The organism is Amycolatopsis sp. NPDC051106, assembly GCF_040682775.1.
GTDB lineage: Bacteria > Actinomycetota > Actinomycetes > Mycobacteriales > Pseudonocardiaceae > Amycolatopsis.
Window position 1 is genome coordinate 21,472 of sequence record NZ_JBFBBQ010000023.1, and the last position, 17,840, is coordinate 39,311.

Below are 17,840 nucleotides of genomic sequence, written 5' to 3' on the forward strand. Positions count from 1 at the left end.
GCTATCAGGCCACTCGATCGAGGCGCCGGCCCGCGTGACCATCGAGGTCATGAACGTCTTGTGGGTTTTCGCGCATCCCGAGCCGCGCTCGCTGAGCGGGGCCCTCCGCGATGACGGGCTCCGGACGCTGCGCGAGCTCGGTCACGACGTCCGGGAGTCGGACCTGTACGCGGTGAAGTGGAACCCGGTGGTCGACGCGGCCGACTTCGGCGCCGAGGCGGGCGACGAGCGGCTGGTCGTCGGGGCGACGTCGGCCCGGGCGCACGCACGCGGCGAGCTGAGCCCGGACATCATGGCCGAGCAGGAGAAGCTCGACTGGGCGGACGCCGTCGTCGTGCAGTTCCCGTTGTGGTGGTACGGCATGCCCGCGATCCTCAAGGGCTGGTTCGACCGCGTGTTCGTGAAGGGGTTCGGCTACGGCGTCCGCGCGGCGGACGGCCGAACACTGCGCTACGGCGAAGGCAGGCTCGCGGGCAAGCGCGCGATGGTGGTGCTCACCGCGGGCGCCCGCGAGCCGGCCCTGGGTCCGCGCGGGGTGAACGGCGAGCTGAACGAGGTCCTGTGGCCGCTGCAGCACGGAACGCTGTTCTACGCGGGAATGTCGGTCCTGGAGCCCCTCCCGATCTACGGTGCCGACCGGTTGCCGGACGACCAGTTCACCGAAGCGCGGGAACGCCTACGCGAACGTCTGCGCACGCTGGAGACGGCCGACCCGATCCCCTTCCGGCCCCAGAACGGCGGCGACTACGACGAAGACCTGGTCCTGCGTCCCGACCGCGCACCCGGCGAGACGGGCCTGGCCGTCCATCTCACCTGAAGTGAGGGGCACATCGAGAGACCTGAAGTCCCTCGATGTGCCCCTCACGGCTTACGCGGGGAGGGTGAGCCGCTGACCCAAGCCGCCGTCCACCGGGAGGTCCGCTCCCGTGGTGAACGTCGCCTCGAACGCCAAGAACAGCACCGCCGCCGCCACTTCCTCCGGCCTCGCGTGTCTCTTCAGCGGCGTCACCTCGTCGCCCGTCGCTTTGAAGGCCGCCAGTACCGAAGAAGGCACCCCCGTCACCCCCATCGTCGGAGTGTCGGTGTAGCCCGGGCTGACCACGTTCACCCGGATCCCGCGCGGGGCCAGCTCGGCCGCGTACGTCAGCGCGAACGACCGGACCGCCGCCTTGGCCGCCGAATACGGCCCCATTCCGGCGATTCCCGCCCCGGCGGCCACCGACGTCGTGAACACGAACGACCCGCCCGGCCGCACCAGCCCCGCCAGTCGCTGGGCCGTGAAGTACGCGCCCTTCGCGTTGACGTCGAACGTCCGGTCGTAGATCTCCGGTGTTGTCTCGGAAAACGGTGTCAACGTCGCGAACCCGACGTTGATGAACACCAGGTCCACCGAGCCGAGGGTGTCCGCGGCGACCGAGGCGAGCGAGTCGATGTCGGCCAGCGACGAAGCGTCCGACGACAGCAGGTGCGCCGGCAGGTCCAGTCCCGACACGTCGCGGCCGGTCGCCAGCACCTCCGCGCCGCCGTCCGCCAGCGCCCGCACCACCGCCAGCCCCATTCCGTGCGTGCCGCCCGTGACGACGGCCTTCTTCCCCGAGTACTTCACCGGATCTCCTCGATGACGCTGGCGATCGCGTGCGCACCGTGGCCCGCCGCCACCGCGCGGTCGAACAGCTCCCGTACGGCCGCCGGCACCGAAGACCCGATCCCCTGCGCGCGGCTCGTCTCCACCAAGAGGCCGAGTCCGGCCGCGTTGATGTCCAATGCGGACACATCCGTCTCGTACTCGCCACTGGCCACCTGCGCGCCGATCCCCGGCAGGAACCCGCCGACCGCCGAAAGCCACGACAACGCCATCGGCGTGAACGTCGAAGGCGTGACGCCTTCGGTCTCCACCAACGCCAGCGCGTGCAGGTACCCGGCCATCGTCGACCACATGATGCCCAGCAGCACCAGGTCGTACAGCGCGGCCAGACCGGCGTCCTCGCCGAGGAACACCGGCTCCCCCAGCACCGACAACACCTCGCGCTGCGCCGAAAACGTCGAAGCCGAGCCGCTGTACAGGATCCGTGATTCCGCGGTCCCGATGCCCTGTGGCACCGCCATGATCACGCCGTCCACGTAGTCGATCCCCGCGGACGACGCCCACGAAGCGACCTCACGAGCCTGCGCGGGTGTTCCCGAAGTGAGGTTGACGAGCACCTTCGGGGAAGCGGCTTCCAGCACCGCCCGCTGACTGTCGTATGTGGACAGACAGCTGACGACGACGTCCGCCGAGGCCACCTCCGCCGGCGTGGCCGCGAGCCGCGCGCCGCGGTCGAGCAACGGTCCTGCCTTGAGCGGCGACCGGTTCCACACCACGACGTCGTGGCCCGCCCCCAAAAGCGCGCCGGCGAGGGCCGAACCCATCCGGCCCAGGCCGAGCACGCCCACTTGTTTCTTGCTTTCTCCCATGCCGATCATGCTGCGGGCGCGCTTTACGATGGACAAGTACCGACTAATAAGTCAGGTACCCACCCGAAGGTAAGGATCCTGCATGCTGGCGAGAACCTACCGCTGCGGACTGGACGCGGCGATCGACGTCGTCGGCGGTCGCTGGAAGGCCTTGATCCTCTGGGCCTTGCACGCCGAGCCGCTGCGGTTCGGGGAACTCAAGCGGAAAGTGAGCGGGATCAGCGAAAAGATGCTGATCCAGGCGCTGCGGGAGCTGGAGGCGGACGAGGTCGTGCACCGCGAGGTGTTCCACGAGATCCCGCCGAAGGTCGAATACTCCCTGACCGAGCTGGGGCAACGGCTGAACACCGCGTTGCTGCCGCTGGGCGACTGGGGCGAGGAGAACATGGCCGGCATCGCGAAGCGCCGTGGCGTCACCCCCGCGCCGCCGCACACTCCTCGAGCGTGATCGCGGCGCCTAGGCGGTCACCAGGTCCGCGCCGGTGAAGAACGTCGAGGCCGCGGACATCGCGTCGGCGTCCAGGAGCACGTCGCCGGGGCGGCTGCCGTTCCCCAGGAGCACGCCACCCCAGTTCATGCCGAGGTACTCCGCGCACAGCTCGAGCGTGCCGATCAGCGGCTGGGCCTCGCGCGCCGTCTCGCTCAGGACGCTCACGCCCCACAGCGACTTGCCGCGCATCTTCGGCTTGAAGTCGACGGGCAGCCGCATCCAGCCTGACCAGTAGTCCAGGTAGAGCTTCACGCTCGCCGCGACCGAGTACCAGTACACCGGCGACACGATCACGATGTCGGTCGCCGCGAACGTCGCGTCCATCAGCAGCTGCTCGTTCTCGCCGGGCTCCGGGTGCGAACCGGCGCCGTGGCGGCGGTCCTCGAACGGCGGCAGCGGCAGCTCGGGCAACCGGAGCCACCGCTGCTCGACATCGGAAGGCAGCTCCTTCGCCGCCCGCCGGGCCAGCATCTCCGTGTTCCCGCCGGCCCGCGCCGCGCCGACCAGGAAGAGGAAGTTCCGCGTCATCTCGAGTTCCCTCAGTTACTTGCATGTACATATAAAGACTGTCCCTGGACTATGCTGGTGTCAAGAGGAGGGCGGGAAATGACCGTCGACGAACAGTCCTGGGGACGCATGCTCGTGCTGCACGCCCGCATCGAGCAGGACCTGGGGAAAGCACTGCAACGAAGGCACGGGCTGGGCCTGTCCGAGTACCGCGCGCTCGGCAAGCTGGTCGCGGGTCCGCGCGGCGGCCTGCGGATGCAGGAGCTCGCCGAGGCGATCGGGCTCAACCAGAGCTCGGTCAGCCGGATGTGCGCGCGTCTCGAAGACGCCGGCCTGACGATCCGCGACCTGTGCGAAGACGACCGCCGCGGCGTCTACTCGGTGATCACCGACGCCGGTCGCAAGCGCTACGCCGAGACCGAGCCGACGTACTGCTCGGTGCTGCGGACCTCGCTGGACAAGGCCGCGAGCGATCCGGAGCTCGCCGCCGCGGTCAGTGCAGTCCGCGGCGCTTGACCCACATATGCCTCAGTGGTTATATACGGGCACAGGCAACCCAACGGGAGGACGCCGTGTCCGCGAAGCTGCTGACCGTCGATGATCGCCCTGTCCTGCGGCTGGAACGCCGGCTGAAGCACGCGCCCGAGAAGGTCTGGCACGCCATCACCGACCCGGCCGAGCTCGCGCACTGGTTCCCGGCGAAGGTGGACGTCGAGCTGCGCGACGGCGGCGCGATCCGGTTCACCTTCCCCGGCGAGGACAGGACGACGACCGGGAAGGTCGTCACCGCCGACCCGCCGCGCGAGTTCACGTTCGCCTGGAACGACGACACCCTGCGCTGGCTGATCACCCCCGACGGCGACGGCAGCCTCCTGGAGTTCACGCACACCTTCGGCCGCGGCGACCCGGCGATCGCGAAGCTCGCGGCGGGCCGCAACGCGAGCGGCTGGGACGTCTGCCTCGACGCCCTCGACGCGCGGCTGGCCGGCCGCGGCTTCGAGCAGCCGGCGGACTGGCACGCCCGCATGGCGTCCTATGTGGAGGACTTCGGCCTCGGGTTCGGCGAGGTCCTCGCCGACGGCACGATCCGCTTCCGCCGCGACCTCGTCTGGAAGCCGGTGGACGAGGTCCGCGCGCTGCTCCCGGACGAACCCGGCTGGCACGTCGTCCAGGATCCCCTCGAAGGCACCCGCGTCGAGTTCACCGAGCCCGCGCCCGGCGACGTCGTCGCGGAGCTGGCCCGGCGCCACGAGCAGCTCGACAAGCTGTTCGCCGCCACGCATGGCGTCGAACTGCCGGACTGGACGCCCGACCGCGTCGAGGCTGTGAAGAAGCATTACGCGGAGCGTCCGACCCAGGGTTGACGCGCGGCGCGGGCGTCCGCATTACGTTCGGTGCATGCGAATTCGCGTGGTGCTGGACGCGCTCGCGGTCCTGGTGCTGGCGTTCGGGGCCGGCGGGAACCTCGCCGCGGGGGCGTGGGCGCTGCCGCCGTGGCTGCCCGAGTGGCTCGGCTGGACCATCCTGCTGACGAGCGTCACGCCGATCCTGCTGCGGCGCTGGTGGCCGCGGCCCGCCTACGTCGCGGCGCTCGCGCTGACCGCCGCGGCCGTGCCGATCGGCGGGCCGGTGCTGGCGGTCGCCGTCGTGGCGGCCGGGTGCGCGCTCTACACCTTCGTGGTGCACCGGGGCAGCCGCGCGTCGCGGTTCGGGTTCGGGGCCGGGCTGGCCGGGATCGGCCTGGCCGCGTTCGTGGTGCCGAACCCGAGCGTCGCCACCACCGTCAACTTCGGGACGTCGGCGCTGATCGTCGGGTTCGCGCTCGGCGTCGCCGTGCACGGGCGCCGCGAGTACGCCGCGGCCGAGCGGGAAAACCACGCGCGGGAAGCGGTTTCGGCGGAGCGGCTGCGGATCGCGCGCGAGATGCACGACGTCGTCGCGCACAGCATGAGCCTGATCGCGGTGAAGGCGGCTGTCGGCAACCACGTCGCCCTGGAACAGCCCGCCGAGGCGCGGGAAGCGTTGCGGGTCATCGAGGACACCAGCCGCGAGACGCTCGCCGAGCTGCGGCGGATGCTGGGCGTGCTGCGCGACGGCACCGGCGTCCCGGCGCTCGCCCCCGCCCCGACGCTCGACGACCTGCGCACACTCGCCGAACGCGCGGAGCAGGCAGGCCCGTCCGTGGATCTCGCCGTCGAGGGGCTCGACGAGCTGCCGGGCGGCGTCGGCCAGTCGGTGTACCGGATCGTGCAGGAGGCACTGACCAATGTGGTCAAGCACGCGGGCGCGACGACGTGCCGCGTCCGCGTCACGGGTGGCGAGGGGGAAGTGAGCATCGAGGTGCGCGACGACGGCCGCGGCGGCTCCGCGACCCCGGGCCACGGCCTGATCGGCATGCGCGAGCGCGTGGCCGTCTACGGCGGCGACTTCTCCGCGGAGCCGGCGGAGGCCGGGTTCCGCGTGTTCGCGCGCCTCCCCTACGAGACGGTGGTGGCCGGATGACCCGCGTCCTGATCGCCGACGACCAGGCGTTGCTGCGCGGCAGCTTCCGGGTGCTGGTGGACAGCGCACCCGGCCTGGAGGTGGTCGGCGAGGCGTCGGACGGCGTCGAGGCGGTGGCCCTGACGCGGCGCGAGCAGCCGGACGTCGTGCTGATGGACGTCCGGATGCCGTCGATGGACGGCATCGAGGCGACGCGCCGGATCTGCGCGGAGTCGGCGGTCCGGGTGCTGATGCTCACGACGTTCGACCTCGACGAGTACGTGTACGCGGCGTTGCGCGCGGGCGCGAGCGGGTTCCTCCTGAAGGACACGCGGCCGGCGGACCTGCTGGCGGCGATCGAGGTCGTGGCTTCGGGGGACGCGCTTCTGGCGCCTTCGGTGACGCGCCGGCTGGTGGCGGAGTTCGCGCGGCTGCCGACGGGCCCGGTGAAGCGGCTGGAGGGGGTGACGGCGCGTGAGCAGGAGGTGCTGGCGCTGATCGCGCGGGGGTTGTCGAACGACGAGATCGCTTCGCGGCTCCACCTGGGGATCGCGACGGTGAAGACGCACATCGGGAGGCTGCTGCACAAGCTGGCGGCGCGCGACCGGGCGCAGCTGGTGATCGCGGCGTACGAGTCCGGCCTGGTGCGCCCGACCGCGTCGTGACCCGGCCGAGGACGTTGCCTACGCCACACGCGAAGTGACCGGCAAGTAGCTAAGCTCCCGTGGCATGAGCAGTGCGACGGAGCCGCTCGGGACGCCGCCCGAGGATGAACCGGACATCCACACCACGGCCGGCAAGCTGGCCGACCTGTACCGCCGGTACGACGAGGCGGTGCACGCGGGCTCGGCCCGCGCGGTGGAGAAGCAGCACGCCAAGGGCAAGAAGACCGCGCGCGAGCGGATCGAGCTGCTGCTCGACGAGAACTCGTTCGTCGAGCTCGACGAGCTGGCCCGGCACCGCTCGACCAACTTCGGGCTCGAGAAGAACCGCCCGTACGGCGACGGCGTCGTCACCGGCTACGGCACCGTCGACGGCCGTCCGGTGTGCGTGTTCAGCCAGGACGTGACGGTGTTCGGCGGCGCGCTCGGCGAGGTCTACGGCGAGAAGATCGTCAAGGTGATGGACCTGGCCATCAAGACCGGCCGGCCGATCATCGGCATCAACGAAGGCGGCGGCGCGCGCATCCAGGAAGGCGTCGTCTCGCTCGGCCTCTACGGCGAGATCTTCAACCGCAACGTCAAGGCGTCCGGCGTCATCCCGCAGATCTCGCTGATCATGGGCGCGAACGCGGGCGGCCACGTCTACTCCCCCGCGCTCACCGACTTCGTCGTGATGGTCGACGAGACCTCGCAGATGTTCATCACCGGCCCGGACGTCGTCAAGACGGTCACCGGCGAAGACGTCACCTTCGAGGAGCTCGGCGGCGGCCGCACCCACAACACGAAGTCCGGCGTCGCGCACTACCTCGGCAACGACGACGAAGACGCCATCGCCTACGTCAAGGAACTGCTCTCCTACCTGCCGCAGAACAACCTCTCCGACGCGCCGGTGTTCGAACCGTCGGACAACCCGGCGGGCTTCTTCGACGACGTGACCGACTCGGACCGCGAGCTGGACACGATCATCCCGGACTCGCCGAACACCCCGTACGACATGCACGAGGTCATCAACCGGGTGGTCGACGACGGCGAGTTCCTCGAGGTCCACGAGCTGTTCGCGCCGAACATCATCGTCGGCTTCGGCCGCGTGGACGGGCAGAGCGTCGGCGTCGTCGCCAACCAGCCGACGCAGTTCGCCGGCTGCCTCGACATCGACGCGTCCGAGAAGGCGGCGCGGTTCGTCCGCACCTGCGACGCGTTCAACATCCCGGTGCTCACCTTCGTCGACGTCCCGGGCTTCCTCCCGGGCACCGACCAGGAGTGGAACGGCATCATCCGCCGTGGCGCGAAGCTGATCTACGCCTACGCGGAGGCGACGGTCCCGCTGGTCACGGTCATCACGCGCAAGGCGTACGGCGGCGCGTACGACGTCATGGGCTCCAAGCACCTCGGCGCCGACATCAATCTCGCCTGGCCGACCGCGCAGGTCGCGGTGATGGGTGCCCAGGGCGCGGCGAACATCGTGCACCGCAAGACCCTCGCGAAGGCGGCATCCGAAGGCCAGGACGTCGACGCGCTGCGCGCCGAGCTGATCCAGGAGTACGAAGACACGCTGCTCAACCCGTACGCGGCGGCCGAGCGCGGCTACGTCGACTCGGTGATCGTGCCGGCGCACACCCGCGGGCACGTCGCGCGGGCGCTGTCGCTGCTGCGCGACAAGCGCGAGTCGCTGCCGCCCAAGAAGCACGGGAACATCCCGCTGTGAGCGAGGAGAAGCCCCTGCTGCGGGTGGTCCGCGGAAACCCGAGCGACGCCGAGCTGGCGGCGCTGACGGCGGTCGTCGCCGCGGCGTCGGCGGCCCGGCCCGCGCGGAAGCCGAAGCCGCGTACGTCGTGGTGGGGCGATCACGCCGCTTCGCTGCGTAAGCCGCTTCACCCCGGCGAAGGCGCTTGGCGCGCTTCGGGTTTCCCCAGCTGACCTTTCAGCGCTGAACGGCGTCGAGGAACACGGTCGGGACTTGGTTCTCGCGGACGACCCGGCCCAGCAGCGCCGCCAGCTTTTCCCGGTCCGCGGCGGGCAGGCCGTCCGCCAGGTCGGCGACGCGCCGGCACGTCGCCGCGTAGAAGTCCTCCGCCAGGTCGCGGCCTTCCGCCGTCAGCACGACCCGCACCGCGCGGCGGTCGTCCGGGTCCGACTCGCGGCGCACGAGCCCGCGCCGGACCGCGCGGTCGACCAGCCCGGTCAGGCTGGACTTCTCGAGGCCGAGCGTCGCGCCGAGGTCGCCCATGCCGTACGGCCGGCCCATCAGCACGCACAGCAGCTGTCCCTGCTGGACGGTCAGCCCGTACTCGCGGGCGGATTCGGCGTAGACGGCGTTCACCAGGAACGACGCCCGCACGAGCCCGGCGACGACGCCGAGGTCCTCCCCGTGTTTCCCCATCCCGCCAGCCTACTTCGCGACGGCTTCCCGCACGGCGGGCACGATTTCCCCGGCCCAGCGCGCGGCGGCGTCCGCGTCGGGGGTGCTGCCGCCGGGGTCGAACAGCACGAATCCCGCGGCGTCGTGCTCGAGGACCGCGCCGGTCAGCTCCTCGATCCACTGGTCCGGCGAGCCGCCGATCCAGCGGCCGTCGTCGGCGCGGGTGGCGCGCAGCGGCTCCGCCGTGATGCGACCGGGGAAGTTGTAGACGGTGGCGATGTCACCGGGGTCGCGCCCGGCGTCCACCGCGGCGGCGTCGATCAGGGGGCGCGAAGTGCGGTAGCGCTCGCTGAGCCAGTCGGCGGCGCGGCCGGGCATCCACCCGTCGGCCACGCGTCCGGTGACGGCGAGCGACTTCGGCCCCACCGAGCCGGTCCACACCGGCGGCATCGCTTCCGCGGCCGGCTCCAGGGCGGTGACCTGGTAGAACTCGCCGTCGAAGGTGACCGGCTCGCCGCCCCCGCCCAGCAGCTTCACCAGCCGGATCCCCTCCTCGAAGGCACGGACGGCCTGTCCGGGGGTCAGCTTGGTGAACCCGAGCCGCGCGATGTCGTCCCAGAGGCCACCGACGCCCATCCCGAGCACGATCCGGCCGCCGGTCAGCGCGCTCAGCGACGTGACGGTGCGGGCGAGCATCGGGGCCGGGCGCGTCGGCAGGTTGGTGACGCTGACCAGGCCGGAGATCCGTTCGGTGCGCCCGAGCAGGACCCCGATCTCGGCATAGGCGTCGAGCCGGTCGGCGTAGTACGGGTGATCGGACACGGTGAGCAGATCAAGCCCGGCGCGATCCGCCTGGACGGCGAGGTTCAGGGTGTCGGGCACGGCGGTGACCGCCGTGGACACTCCGATGCCGAAGTACGTCATGATCCCTCCCAGTGTTAGTTCGCTACACGAACTGAATATACATAGTTCTTAGCACGAACTACTGGAGGTTTGCCAGATCGGAAGCGCTAACCCGCCATGTGCCGGCGGGCTCGCATGACGAGCGCTTCGGCACTCCGGCCCGCACGCTTGAACTCGTCTGCCGTTGCCGGAGTGTGGCTGTAGCCGGCCTTCGTCTTCAGCCCCAGCAAGGCGCGAAGGGCGCGGCTCGCCTCCGCGTCCACCTTCGCCAAGAGCTGGACCGCGTCGTTGTGGTTCTCGCCTTGCGCGTGCTCGCCGAGGCCGGCGCAGCACAGCGCGTCGGCGGCGGCGATACCCGCGTGCACGCAAAGAGTCACGTACGCATCCCCGATTTCACTCGGATCCTGTTCGTCGGCGAGGCCACGCACCAGGCCGGCGACCTCCCAGAACTGTTCCGCCTTCCCCAGCCGACCCTGCAGCACATCGGGACTGCATCTCTTCGTGCGCACTTCAGCTCTTTCTCTTCCGGATCTGCCCAGCCAGCCAGGAGTGACGCCCGGCCACGGTCAGGCCATCGCGCAGGGCGTCGGCCAGCACCGGCTCGTCGCGGCCACGAGTCGCGACCTCGGCCACGGTGAACTCGAGGATCCGGGCGTCATTGCCCGTCCACCGGGAAACATCGGCAGCCAAGCCGTCAACCTGAAGGGCCCAGCGATCTTCGTCCGCGCCGTCCGGCCGGACCAAGAGCAGATCGATGTCGCTCTCGGCGACCATGGAGCCGCGCGCGGCCGAACCGAACACCGCACCGTACTGCGGGCGAAGCCGCCAGTCCGCCAAGGCGGATTCAATCCGTTCCAGCAGCTTTCCCCGCAGATCCGACAATCCGATGATGTGCTCCGCGGCCAAGTGGTCGCGGTTGAGCCGGTAGGCGAACGCATTGCCGACCCGGTCGGCGTGCACGACGCCCTGCCGGACCAGCCGTTGCAGGACCTTCCGGATCCCTTCTTCCGAACGCCTGCCCAGCACCCGGTGCAGCTGACCGGTCGTGAACGTCCCCTCGGAGCCGGCCAGGACACCGAGCACATCGCCGTCCAAAGTCGGAGTCACCGTGGTCAGCGGCCTGTTCAGCTCCATCGCCCTCACCCGTATTTTAGTACGTTTACACCAACTATAGTACGTGCGCCGCACCAGGGAAAATCAGTTTCCGTTGCACTGGCTCGGCGGCTAACGTGGGTCTCGCCCGGTGCGGCGGTGAGGGTTACTTCTCTGGTATCCCATGGGTTCGACTCCCGAAAGCCTTCACCACTTCGATCTCGGGCAACGCACTCCCGGTGCGGAAAGATCTCGGGAGCCGCGGCCACACCGATGCCCGGTGCGCAGGCGAGGGTTACTTCCTTGTAATGGGCAGGTCGGGGGTTCGAATCCCTCCCGGGCCGTTCCGGTCCGGTAGCTCAGCCTGGCAGAGCAGCAAACGTACCTTCACCGACTTCGAACTCGGGCATCGCCGTGGCCGCGGCTCCCTCATCACGAGGGGGAGAAATGAGCAAGTTCAACACCGCCCGCGCGCCCGCCGCGACCTCGCCGGTCCGCGGTGAGGCCACGCCGTCCGCCGTCACCCACGAAGGTGGCGCCGGCTACGCGCGCGACGCCCGGTCCGAGCTTTTCCTGCTCGCCGTCACCAACATGGTCGGTGAGCACACCTTCTACGAGTCCGCCGGTGCGCGCGACGCCCGCTACACCGCGCTCGTCCACGCCGCGACCCTCGAGGATCCACAGTGGACGGCCCGATTCCTGCGCTGGCTGCGCACCGAAGCGAACCTGCGCACCGCGTCGCTCGTCGGCGCGGCCGAGTTCGCCAAGGCACGCCTCGACGCCGGGCTCGACGGGCTCGGCCGCCAGGTCGTCGCCGACGTCCTGCAGCGGGCCGACGAGCCCGGCGAGCTGCTCGCCTACTGGACTTCCGTGCACGGCAAGACCATTCCGAAGCCGGTCAAGCGCGGCGTGGCCGACGCGGCCCGGAGGCTCTACGACGAGCGCGCGTACGTCAAGTGGGACTCGGCCGCGCGGGCGTTCCGCTTCGCCGACGTCCTCGAGCTGACCCACCCGGGCCCGCGCGATCCCGCCCAGGGCGAGCTGTTCAAGCACGTCCTCGACGAGCGGCACGACCGCGAGAACCCGCTCCCGGACGCACTGGAGGTCCTGCGCGCCCGCGCCGAGCTGACGGCGTGGGACGTTCCGCGTCGCCGTGCGCTGTTCGCGCAGCCGGACGCCGCGGACGTCCTCCGCGCGGCCGGCATGACGTGGGAGTCGGTCGCCGGCTGGCTGCAGGGTCCGCTCGACGCGCGTGTCTGGGAAGCGCTGATCCCGTCGATGGGTTTCATGGCGCTCCTGCGGAACTTGAGGAACTTCGACGAGGCCGGCGTTTCGGACGAGGTCGCGCAGCGCGTCGCCGGGCGGCTGGCCGATCCGGCGCAGGTCGCGAAGTCGCGGCAGCTGCCGATGCGGTTCCTGTCGGCCTACCGGGCCGCGCCGTCGCTGCGCTGGGCGTGGGCACTCGAGCAGGCGATCGCGCTTTCGCTGGCGAACGTGCCCGAGCTGCCCGGCCGGACGCTCGTGCTCGTCGACACCTCGTCATCGATGAACATGGGGTTCAGCCGCGACGGCACCCTGATGCGCTGGGACGCCGCCGCGGTCTTCGGCCTCGCGCTGGGCCGCCGGTGCGCGGACGCCGACGTCGTCTCGTTCTCGGACCGCCTGCTGGGCGGCACGCGCACCAAGGTGTTCAGGCTGCGCCGGGGCGGGTCGCTGCTGAGCGACGTCGAGCGCTGGAGGTCCGGCGGCTTCTTCCTCGGCGGCGGCACGAACACGGCGGGCGCGCTGCGGAAGCACTTCGCGAAGCACGACCGCGTCGTCATCCTCACCGACGAGCAGGCCGGCTTCGGTGACGTCGGGCAGGCGCTGCCCGCGCACGTGCCGCTGTACACGTGGAACCTGGCCGGCTACCGGTACGGTCACGCGCCGTCCGGCACCGCGCACCGGCACACGTTCGGCGGCCTGAGCGACCAGGGGTTCCGGATGATTCCCCTGCTCGAGGGCGGACGGAACGCCGACTGGCCGTTCTGAGAGAAGCCGTGGAGGCCCCCGTGACGGGATCATGGGGGCCTTCGCGGTGTGTACGGACCGTCACAGAAGTAGCCGTGGACCGGGCAGTAGTCTGCGCCGTATAGTCCACGTGGAATAAACGACCTGGAGTCATCCGGAGGGACTAAGGATCATGGCCTCGGCCAAGCTGACCCCGCTCGGCATCGCCGTGCTGGAGCTGCTCCACGAGAAACCCATGCACCCGTACGAGATGGCCCAGCTCATGCGCGAGCGGTACGTCGACACCCGGGTCAACGTGAAGGCGGGATCGCTTTACCACACCGTGGAACGCCTGCACCGCGGCGGTTTCATCGAGGTCGTCGACACGCAACGCGACGGCCGGCGGCCCGAACGGACCGTCTACGGCATGACGCAGGCCGGGCTGGACGAGTTCAGCCAGCGCGGCCGCGAACTGCTGGGCGACGTCATCAAGGAGTTCCCCGCCTACCTGTCCGGGCTCGCCGTCATCGACGAGCTGGGCAAGGAGGCGTCACTGCTCGAGCTCGAGCACCGCGTCACGCGGTTGCGCGCCGGCGTCGCCGCCGACCAGGCCGTACTCGACCACCTCACCGGGGACGGCACGCCGGAGATCTACTGGCTCGACTGGCGCTACCAGTGCGACCACCGCAAGTTCGAGCTCGAGTGGACCGAACGGCTCCTCGACGACCTGCGCTCCGGGCGGATCCCGTTCCAGGACCACCACCACCAACGCCACCTGAGCCTCATCACCAGGGAAGACGACGATGAACGCAAGACAAGCTAACCCGTGGGCCGCGCTGGGCGCGCTGTGCCTCGGCTTCTTCATGATCCTGCTCGACACGACGATCGTGTCGATCGCGATCCCGACCATGCTGCGCGAGCTGAACGCCGGGCTGAACTCCGTCGTCTGGGTGATCAGCGTCTACCTGCTGACCTACGCCGTGCCGATGCTGTTCACCAGCCGGCTCGGCGACCGCTTCGGCCCGAAGCGGGTGTTCCTGGCCGGGCTGGTCGTGTTCACCGGCGCGTCGCTGTGGTGTGGTCTCTCCGGCAACGTCGAGATGCTGATCGCCGCGCGGGCCGTGCAGGGCCTCGGCGCCGCGCTGATGACGCCGCAGACGCTGGCGTTCATCACGCACCTGTTCCCGCCGGCCAAGCGCGGCCCGGCGATGGGCATGTGGGGCGGCGTCGCCGGGCTGGCGACGATCACCGGCCCGCTGCTCGGCGGCGTGCTCGTCGACCACCTCGGCTGGGAGTGGATCTTCTACGTCAACGTGCCGATCGGCGTGGTCGCCATCGTGATGACGCTGCTGCTGGTGCCGGACTGGCAGCCGAAGCACTCGCACTCGTTCGATTTCATCGGCATCCTGCTGTCCAGCCTGGCGCTGCTGTTCATCGTGTTCGGCGTGCAGAACGGCCAGCAGTACGACTGGGGCACCGTCTGGGGCGGGATCACGGTGTTCGAGATCATCGGCGCCGGCGTGCTGCTGCTCGTGGCGTTCGTGGTGTGGCAGCGGGTGAACAAGCGCGAACCGCTGCTGCCGCTGCAGGTCTTCGCCAACCGCAACTTCTCGGCGGGCACGCTCACGGCGACGACGGTCGGCTTCGCGATGACCGGCATGTTCCTGCCGCTGGTGATCTACATCCAGTCGGTGCTCGGCCTGAGCCCGACGATGGCGGGCCTGCTGACCGCGCCGATGTCGCTGCTGTCGGGGATCGTGGCGCCGTTCGTCGGGAACCTGTCCGACAAGGTGAACGGCAAGTACCTGGTGATGTTCGGCCTGGCGGCGCTGGCCGGCGGGCTCGGGGTCATCGCGCTGCAGGCGTCGCCGACGAGCAGCCCGTGGAGCTTCATCCCGGCGCTGCTGCTGTGCGGGCTCGGCATCGGCTGCATCTTCTCGCCGATGAGCAACATGACGATGGGTTCGGTCGAACCCCGGCTGGCCGGCACGGCTTCGGGGATCTTCAACACCTCCCGCCAGGTCGGCGGCGTGCTCGGCTCCGCGGCCATCGGCGTGCTGCTGCAGGCCCAGGTCAGCTCGTCCATCGCGGACGAGGCGGCGAAGGCGGCTTCGCAGCTGCCGGAGCAGTATCGGGCGCCGTTCGCGGAAGGCATCGCGAAGGCCGCGGCGAGCACCGGGGAGTTCGGGTCGGCCGGCGGGCCGTCGCCGATGCCGGGGCTGCCCGCGGAGGTCGCCGCCCAGGCCGGCCGGCTCGCGTCGGACGCGGTCCACAGTGGACTGACGGACGCCGCCCGCGTGACGATGCTGCTGCCGATGGCCGTGCTGCTGCTGGGCGTGCTCTCGGCGGCCGTGCTGCGGCAGGTCAAGCCGCGCTGGGAGACCCCGGCGCCGGCTCCCGAGGCCGCCACGGCCTGACGAAAAGGCCTCTGAAGAACCGTGTGGGCCTCCGCGCCGGGTGTCGGGACCGGAGCGGAGGCCCGCACGAACCGCGGGAGCGGTGGTCAGCGCGCGGTCTTCGGCGCCGAAGCCGAATCCGCCCGGATGGTCGCCCGGCCCTTCGTCGCGCGGAGCCTGGTCCACAGCGATTGGGTCCTGGTGAGGGGCGTCGATTCCGTGACTCGTACGGTCATCGGTCACCTCCGCGTCTTCCCGGCGCCATATGTTGCGAGCCACAACAAACTAACTCCGAACCCGCGGTGACGCCGGTCACAATTCGGTTACGACGACGTCCGGGTACCTTCGCCGTGTGCAGTTCGTCCTCGCCTCCCAGTCCCCCGCCCGACTCGCCCTCCTGCGGTCCGCCGGCCTCGATCCGGCCGTGTTCGTCTCCGGCGTCGACGAGGACGCCGTCGCCGCCTCACTGACCGACCCGGCGCCGTCCGAGCTCGTCGCGGCCCTCGCCGCGGCCAAGGCCGAGGCGGTTCTCGACCAGGTCGCCGCGGCCCACCCGGACGCCGTCGTCGTCGCCTGCGACTCGATGCTGAACATCGGCGGGCAGATGGTCGGCAAACCGGCGAACCCGGACATCGCGCGGCAGCGCTGGGCCGCGATGGCGGGGTCATCCGGTGAGCTCCTCACCGGGCACGCGGTCGTCCGGCTCGACGGCGGGACGCGCGCGAAGGAGACCAGTGGCTGGGAGTCGACGACCGTCCGGTTCGGCACGCCGAGCCCGGCGGAGATCGACGCGTACGTCGCTACCGGCGAGCCGCTGCACGTGGCCGGCGGGTTCACGATCGACGGCCTGGGCAGCTGGTTCGTCGAGGGGCTCGACGGCGGGCACACGAGCGTGATCGGCATCAGCCTGCCGCTGACGCGCCGGCTGCTGGCCGAAGTCGGCGTGAGTGTCGTGGATCTCTGGCGGCGTCCCGCATCCTGAGAAGGGCGCCACACGAACGGGTGATCCGGAAGAGTCCTGCCTTGCCTAACGTTCTCTTTACCCGGCAAGACAAGAAACTTTCGAGCTCCGGAGTCGCCCCGTGTCTTTCGTACGGACATACACCAAGCCGCGGGTGTTCGCGGCCGCGGTTCTCGGCTCGCTCGTCGTCGGCGCCCTCCTGGGCGTCGTCGCACGGCAGACCGAAGCCGGCTGGCTGACCGATCTCCTCGACCAGATCGGCACCATCTTCACCACGCTGCTGCAGATCGCGGTGATCCCGCTGGTCTTCACGGCGATCGTGGTCGGCATCAACAGCCTCCGGAAGCTCGGCGGCGGCCGCACCGCCGCGCGCCTCGGCGGCAAGACGGTGCTCTGGTTCGCCATCACGTCGTTCATCGCCTCGCTGATCGGCATCGCCGTCGGCCGGCTCTTCGACCCGGGTTCGGGCGGCCTCGGCGGCGTCACGGCGACCGCCAAGAACGCCGACAAGGCGGCGCAGAGCGTGGACCACTGGGGTTCGTGGAGCGCTTTCGTCGACGGGCTCCTGCCGGAGAACTTCGTGAAAGCGTTTGCCGACGGCGAGACGCTGCAGGTGCTCTTCCTCGCGCTGGTCATCGGCGCGGCCGCGTACAGCCTGGGTGACAAGGCGAAGCCGTTCGTGGACTTCACGACGAGCGTGTTCGAGATCATCCAGCGGTACCTCGGCTGGATCGTCCGGCTGGCCCCGATCGGCATCATCGGCCTGATCGGCGCGGCGGTCTCCAACTACGGCGACGCGCTGTTCCGCCCGCTGTTCTCCACCACGCTCGCGGTGTACGTCGGCTGCCTGCTCGTGCTGTTCGTCGTCTACCCGATCCTGCTGCGGTTCGTGGCGAAGGTCAGCCCGATGAAGTTCTTCGCGAAGGCGGGCACGGCGATCCAGTTCGCGTTCGCTTCGCAGTCCTCGGCCGCGACGCTGCCGCTGACCCGCCAGTCCGCGGTGAACCTCGGCGTCCAGCCGGCGTACGCGGCCTTCGCGACCCCGCTCGGCAGCGCGACGAAGATGGACGGCTGCGCGGCGGTCTTCCCGGCGATCGCGGCGATCTTCGTCGCCAACCTGGCCGGGGTGTCGCTGAACTTCTGGCAGTACGCCGGCATCGTCGTGGTCGCCGTGGTCGGCGCCCTGGCGACGGCCGGGACCACCGGCTGGCTGACGGCGTTCACGCTGACGACGTCGTTCATCGGCCTCGACGCGAAGCAGGTCGCGATCGGCCTGGCGCTGATCTACTCGGTCAACCCGATCATGGACATGATGCGCACGGCGACGAACGTGGCCGGCCAGATCGCAGTCCCGGTGATCGTGGCGCGCGGCGAAGGCCTCCTCGACGACGAGGTCCTCGACGCCCCGACGGACAACCCGGAGCACAGCGACGACGGCACGGAGGCCCGCCACACGGAACCCGCCCCCGCCTGACCGTCACTTTCGCCGTGAAAGTGTTGTGGAGGTCCCGCCTCCGCAACACTTTCCCGGGGAAAGCTCCGGGTT

At 70.3% G+C, this 17,840-nt stretch carries 20 protein-coding genes; 13 read left to right on the forward strand and 7 right to left on the reverse strand.

All coding sequences use genetic code 11. The annotated features are described in order from the left end of the window. The first annotated feature begins 49 nt into the window (after positions 1 to 49). Positions 50 to 817, forward strand: a complete 768-nt coding sequence (locus AB0M83_RS19365) for an NAD(P)H-dependent oxidoreductase (RefSeq protein ID WP_364518792.1) — start codon at positions 50 to 52, stop codon at positions 815 to 817. 51 nt (positions 818 to 868) lie between these two features. Here AB0M83_RS19365 and AB0M83_RS19370 read toward each other — a convergent pair whose 3' ends face one another. After that, entirely contained in the window at positions 869 to 1,606 is a 738-nt protein-coding gene (locus tag AB0M83_RS19370) for an SDR family oxidoreductase (protein WP_364518794.1), read from the reverse strand. Continuing rightward, the gene (locus AB0M83_RS19375; protein WP_364518796.1) at positions 1,603 to 2,454 is read right to left on the reverse strand and encodes an NAD(P)-binding domain-containing protein; all 852 of its coding nucleotides are present in this window, start codon (positions 2,452 to 2,454) and stop codon (positions 1,603 to 1,605) included. Before AB0M83_RS19375 ends, AB0M83_RS19370 begins: the two co-directional genes overlap by 4 nt. A gap of 82 nt (positions 2,455 to 2,536) precedes the next feature. Between AB0M83_RS19375 and AB0M83_RS19380 the strand changes: the two genes are divergently transcribed. Beyond that, complete coding sequence (locus AB0M83_RS19380) at positions 2,537 to 2,902, forward strand: helix-turn-helix domain-containing protein (RefSeq protein WP_364518798.1); 366 nt, start codon at positions 2,537 to 2,539, stop codon at positions 2,900 to 2,902. A 9-nt stretch (positions 2,903 to 2,911) separates the two neighbouring features. Here AB0M83_RS19380 and AB0M83_RS19385 read toward each other — a convergent pair whose 3' ends face one another. Further along, a complete protein-coding gene (locus AB0M83_RS19385; RefSeq protein ID WP_364518800.1) occupies positions 2,912 to 3,472 on the reverse strand; it encodes an NAD(P)H-dependent oxidoreductase in 561 nt (186 codons plus the stop codon). Positions 3,473 to 3,550: 78 nt separating this feature from the next. Here AB0M83_RS19385 and AB0M83_RS19390 point away from each other — a divergent pair, with 78 nt between their 5' ends. From AB0M83_RS19390 to AB0M83_RS19415, 6 genes are all read left to right on the forward strand, one after another. Next, positions 3,551 to 3,967 carry a MarR family transcriptional regulator gene (locus tag AB0M83_RS19390; RefSeq protein ID WP_285999899.1) on the forward strand — a complete coding sequence of 139 codons (417 nt, stop codon included), beginning with the start codon at positions 3,551 to 3,553 and terminating at the stop codon, positions 3,965 to 3,967. Between the two features lie 56 nt (positions 3,968 to 4,023). Beyond that, the gene (locus tag AB0M83_RS19395) at positions 4,024 to 4,815 is read left to right on the forward strand and encodes an SRPBCC family protein (RefSeq protein WP_364518802.1); all 792 of its coding nucleotides are present in this window, start codon (positions 4,024 to 4,026) and stop codon (positions 4,813 to 4,815) included. Positions 4,816 to 4,849: 34 nt separating this feature from the next. After that, complete coding sequence (locus tag AB0M83_RS19400) at positions 4,850 to 5,953, forward strand: sensor histidine kinase (protein ID WP_364518804.1); 1,104 nt, start codon at positions 4,850 to 4,852, stop codon at positions 5,951 to 5,953. Beyond that, positions 5,950 to 6,597, forward strand: a complete 648-nt coding sequence (locus tag AB0M83_RS19405) for a response regulator transcription factor (protein ID WP_364518806.1) — start codon at positions 5,950 to 5,952, stop codon at positions 6,595 to 6,597. The genes AB0M83_RS19400 and AB0M83_RS19405 overlap by 4 nt, the downstream gene beginning before the upstream one ends. 64 nt (positions 6,598 to 6,661) lie before the next feature. Continuing rightward, the gene (locus tag AB0M83_RS19410; RefSeq protein WP_364518808.1) at positions 6,662 to 8,299 is read left to right on the forward strand and encodes an acyl-CoA carboxylase subunit beta; all 1,638 of its coding nucleotides are present in this window, start codon (positions 6,662 to 6,664) and stop codon (positions 8,297 to 8,299) included. Then, complete coding sequence (locus AB0M83_RS19415) at positions 8,296 to 8,511, forward strand: acyl-CoA carboxylase subunit epsilon (protein WP_364518810.1); 216 nt, start codon at positions 8,296 to 8,298, stop codon at positions 8,509 to 8,511. The genes AB0M83_RS19410 and AB0M83_RS19415 overlap by 4 nt, the downstream gene beginning before the upstream one ends. 4 nt (positions 8,512 to 8,515) lie before the next feature. Here AB0M83_RS19415 and AB0M83_RS19420 read toward each other — a convergent pair whose 3' ends face one another. The 4 genes from AB0M83_RS19420 to AB0M83_RS19435 form a co-directional block, all read right to left on the reverse strand. Continuing rightward, positions 8,516 to 8,974, reverse strand: coding sequence for a MarR family transcriptional regulator (locus AB0M83_RS19420; protein WP_364518812.1), 459 nt, complete (start codon positions 8,972 to 8,974; stop codon positions 8,516 to 8,518). Between the two features lie 9 nt (positions 8,975 to 8,983). Then, entirely contained in the window at positions 8,984 to 9,877 is an 894-nt protein-coding gene (locus AB0M83_RS19425) for an LLM class flavin-dependent oxidoreductase (RefSeq protein WP_364518814.1), read from the reverse strand. Between the two features lie 86 nt (positions 9,878 to 9,963). Next, a complete protein-coding gene (locus AB0M83_RS19430) occupies positions 9,964 to 10,365 on the reverse strand; it encodes a hypothetical protein (RefSeq protein WP_364518816.1) in 402 nt (133 codons plus the stop codon). 1 nt (position 10,366) lies between these two features. Further along, positions 10,367 to 11,044: a nucleotidyltransferase domain-containing protein gene (locus tag AB0M83_RS19435; RefSeq protein WP_364518818.1), complete on the reverse strand. Its 678-nt coding sequence runs from the start codon at positions 11,042 to 11,044 to the stop codon at positions 10,367 to 10,369. 351 nt (positions 11,045 to 11,395) lie between these two features. Here AB0M83_RS19435 and AB0M83_RS19440 point away from each other — a divergent pair, with 351 nt between their 5' ends. The 5 genes from AB0M83_RS19440 to AB0M83_RS19460 all read left to right on the forward strand — a co-directional run bounded on the left by AB0M83_RS19440 (position 11,396) and on the right by AB0M83_RS19460 (position 17,768). After that, entirely contained in the window at positions 11,396 to 12,979 is a 1,584-nt protein-coding gene (locus AB0M83_RS19440) for a TROVE domain-containing protein (RefSeq protein ID WP_364518820.1), read from the forward strand. Between the two features lie 151 nt (positions 12,980 to 13,130). Continuing rightward, positions 13,131 to 13,760: a PadR family transcriptional regulator gene (locus AB0M83_RS19445; protein ID WP_364518822.1), complete on the forward strand. Its 630-nt coding sequence runs from the start codon at positions 13,131 to 13,133 to the stop codon at positions 13,758 to 13,760. Then, complete coding sequence (locus tag AB0M83_RS19450; protein ID WP_364518824.1) at positions 13,741 to 15,354, forward strand: DHA2 family efflux MFS transporter permease subunit; 1,614 nt, start codon at positions 13,741 to 13,743, stop codon at positions 15,352 to 15,354. Before AB0M83_RS19445 ends, AB0M83_RS19450 begins: the two co-directional genes overlap by 20 nt. Positions 15,355 to 15,685: 331 nt before the next feature. Next, positions 15,686 to 16,315, forward strand: a complete 630-nt coding sequence (locus AB0M83_RS19455) for a nucleoside triphosphate pyrophosphatase (protein ID WP_364518826.1) — start codon at positions 15,686 to 15,688, stop codon at positions 16,313 to 16,315. Positions 16,316 to 16,415: 100 nt separating this feature from the next. Continuing rightward, a complete protein-coding gene (locus AB0M83_RS19460) occupies positions 16,416 to 17,768 on the forward strand; it encodes a dicarboxylate/amino acid:cation symporter (protein WP_364518828.1) in 1,353 nt (450 codons plus the stop codon). Positions 17,769 to 17,840 lie beyond the last annotated feature (72 nt).

Excerpts from the sequence above, each read along its gene's own strand:
- AB0M83_RS19365 (WP_364518792.1), top strand. The coding sequence starts at position 50 with ATGAACGTCTTGTGGGTTTTCGCGCATCCCGAGCCGCGCTCGCTGAGC.
- AB0M83_RS19375 (WP_364518796.1), bottom strand. The coding sequence starts at position 2,454 with ATGGGAGAAAGCAAGAAACAAGTGGGCGTGCTCGGCCTGGGCCGGATG.
- AB0M83_RS19380 (WP_364518798.1), top strand. The coding sequence starts at position 2,537 with ATGCTGGCGAGAACCTACCGCTGCGGACTGGACGCGGCGATCGACGTC.
- AB0M83_RS19385 (WP_364518800.1), bottom strand. The coding sequence starts at position 3,472 with ATGACGCGGAACTTCCTCTTCCTGGTCGGCGCGGCGCGGGCCGGCGGG.
- AB0M83_RS19390 (WP_285999899.1), top strand. The coding sequence starts at position 3,551 with ATGACCGTCGACGAACAGTCCTGGGGACGCATGCTCGTGCTGCACGCC.
- AB0M83_RS19400 (WP_364518804.1), top strand. The coding sequence starts at position 4,850 with ATGCGAATTCGCGTGGTGCTGGACGCGCTCGCGGTCCTGGTGCTGGCG.
- AB0M83_RS19405 (WP_364518806.1), top strand. The coding sequence starts at position 5,950 with ATGACCCGCGTCCTGATCGCCGACGACCAGGCGTTGCTGCGCGGCAGC.
- AB0M83_RS19410 (WP_364518808.1), top strand. The coding sequence starts at position 6,662 with ATGAGCAGTGCGACGGAGCCGCTCGGGACGCCGCCCGAGGATGAACCG.
- AB0M83_RS19420 (WP_364518812.1), bottom strand. The coding sequence starts at position 8,974 with ATGGGGAAACACGGGGAGGACCTCGGCGTCGTCGCCGGGCTCGTGCGG.
- AB0M83_RS19425 (WP_364518814.1), bottom strand. The coding sequence starts at position 9,877 with ATGACGTACTTCGGCATCGGAGTGTCCACGGCGGTCACCGCCGTGCCC.
- AB0M83_RS19440 (WP_364518820.1), top strand. The coding sequence starts at position 11,396 with ATGAGCAAGTTCAACACCGCCCGCGCGCCCGCCGCGACCTCGCCGGTC.
- AB0M83_RS19445 (WP_364518822.1), top strand. The coding sequence starts at position 13,131 with ATGGCCTCGGCCAAGCTGACCCCGCTCGGCATCGCCGTGCTGGAGCTG.
- AB0M83_RS19450 (WP_364518824.1), top strand. The coding sequence starts at position 13,741 with ATGAACGCAAGACAAGCTAACCCGTGGGCCGCGCTGGGCGCGCTGTGC.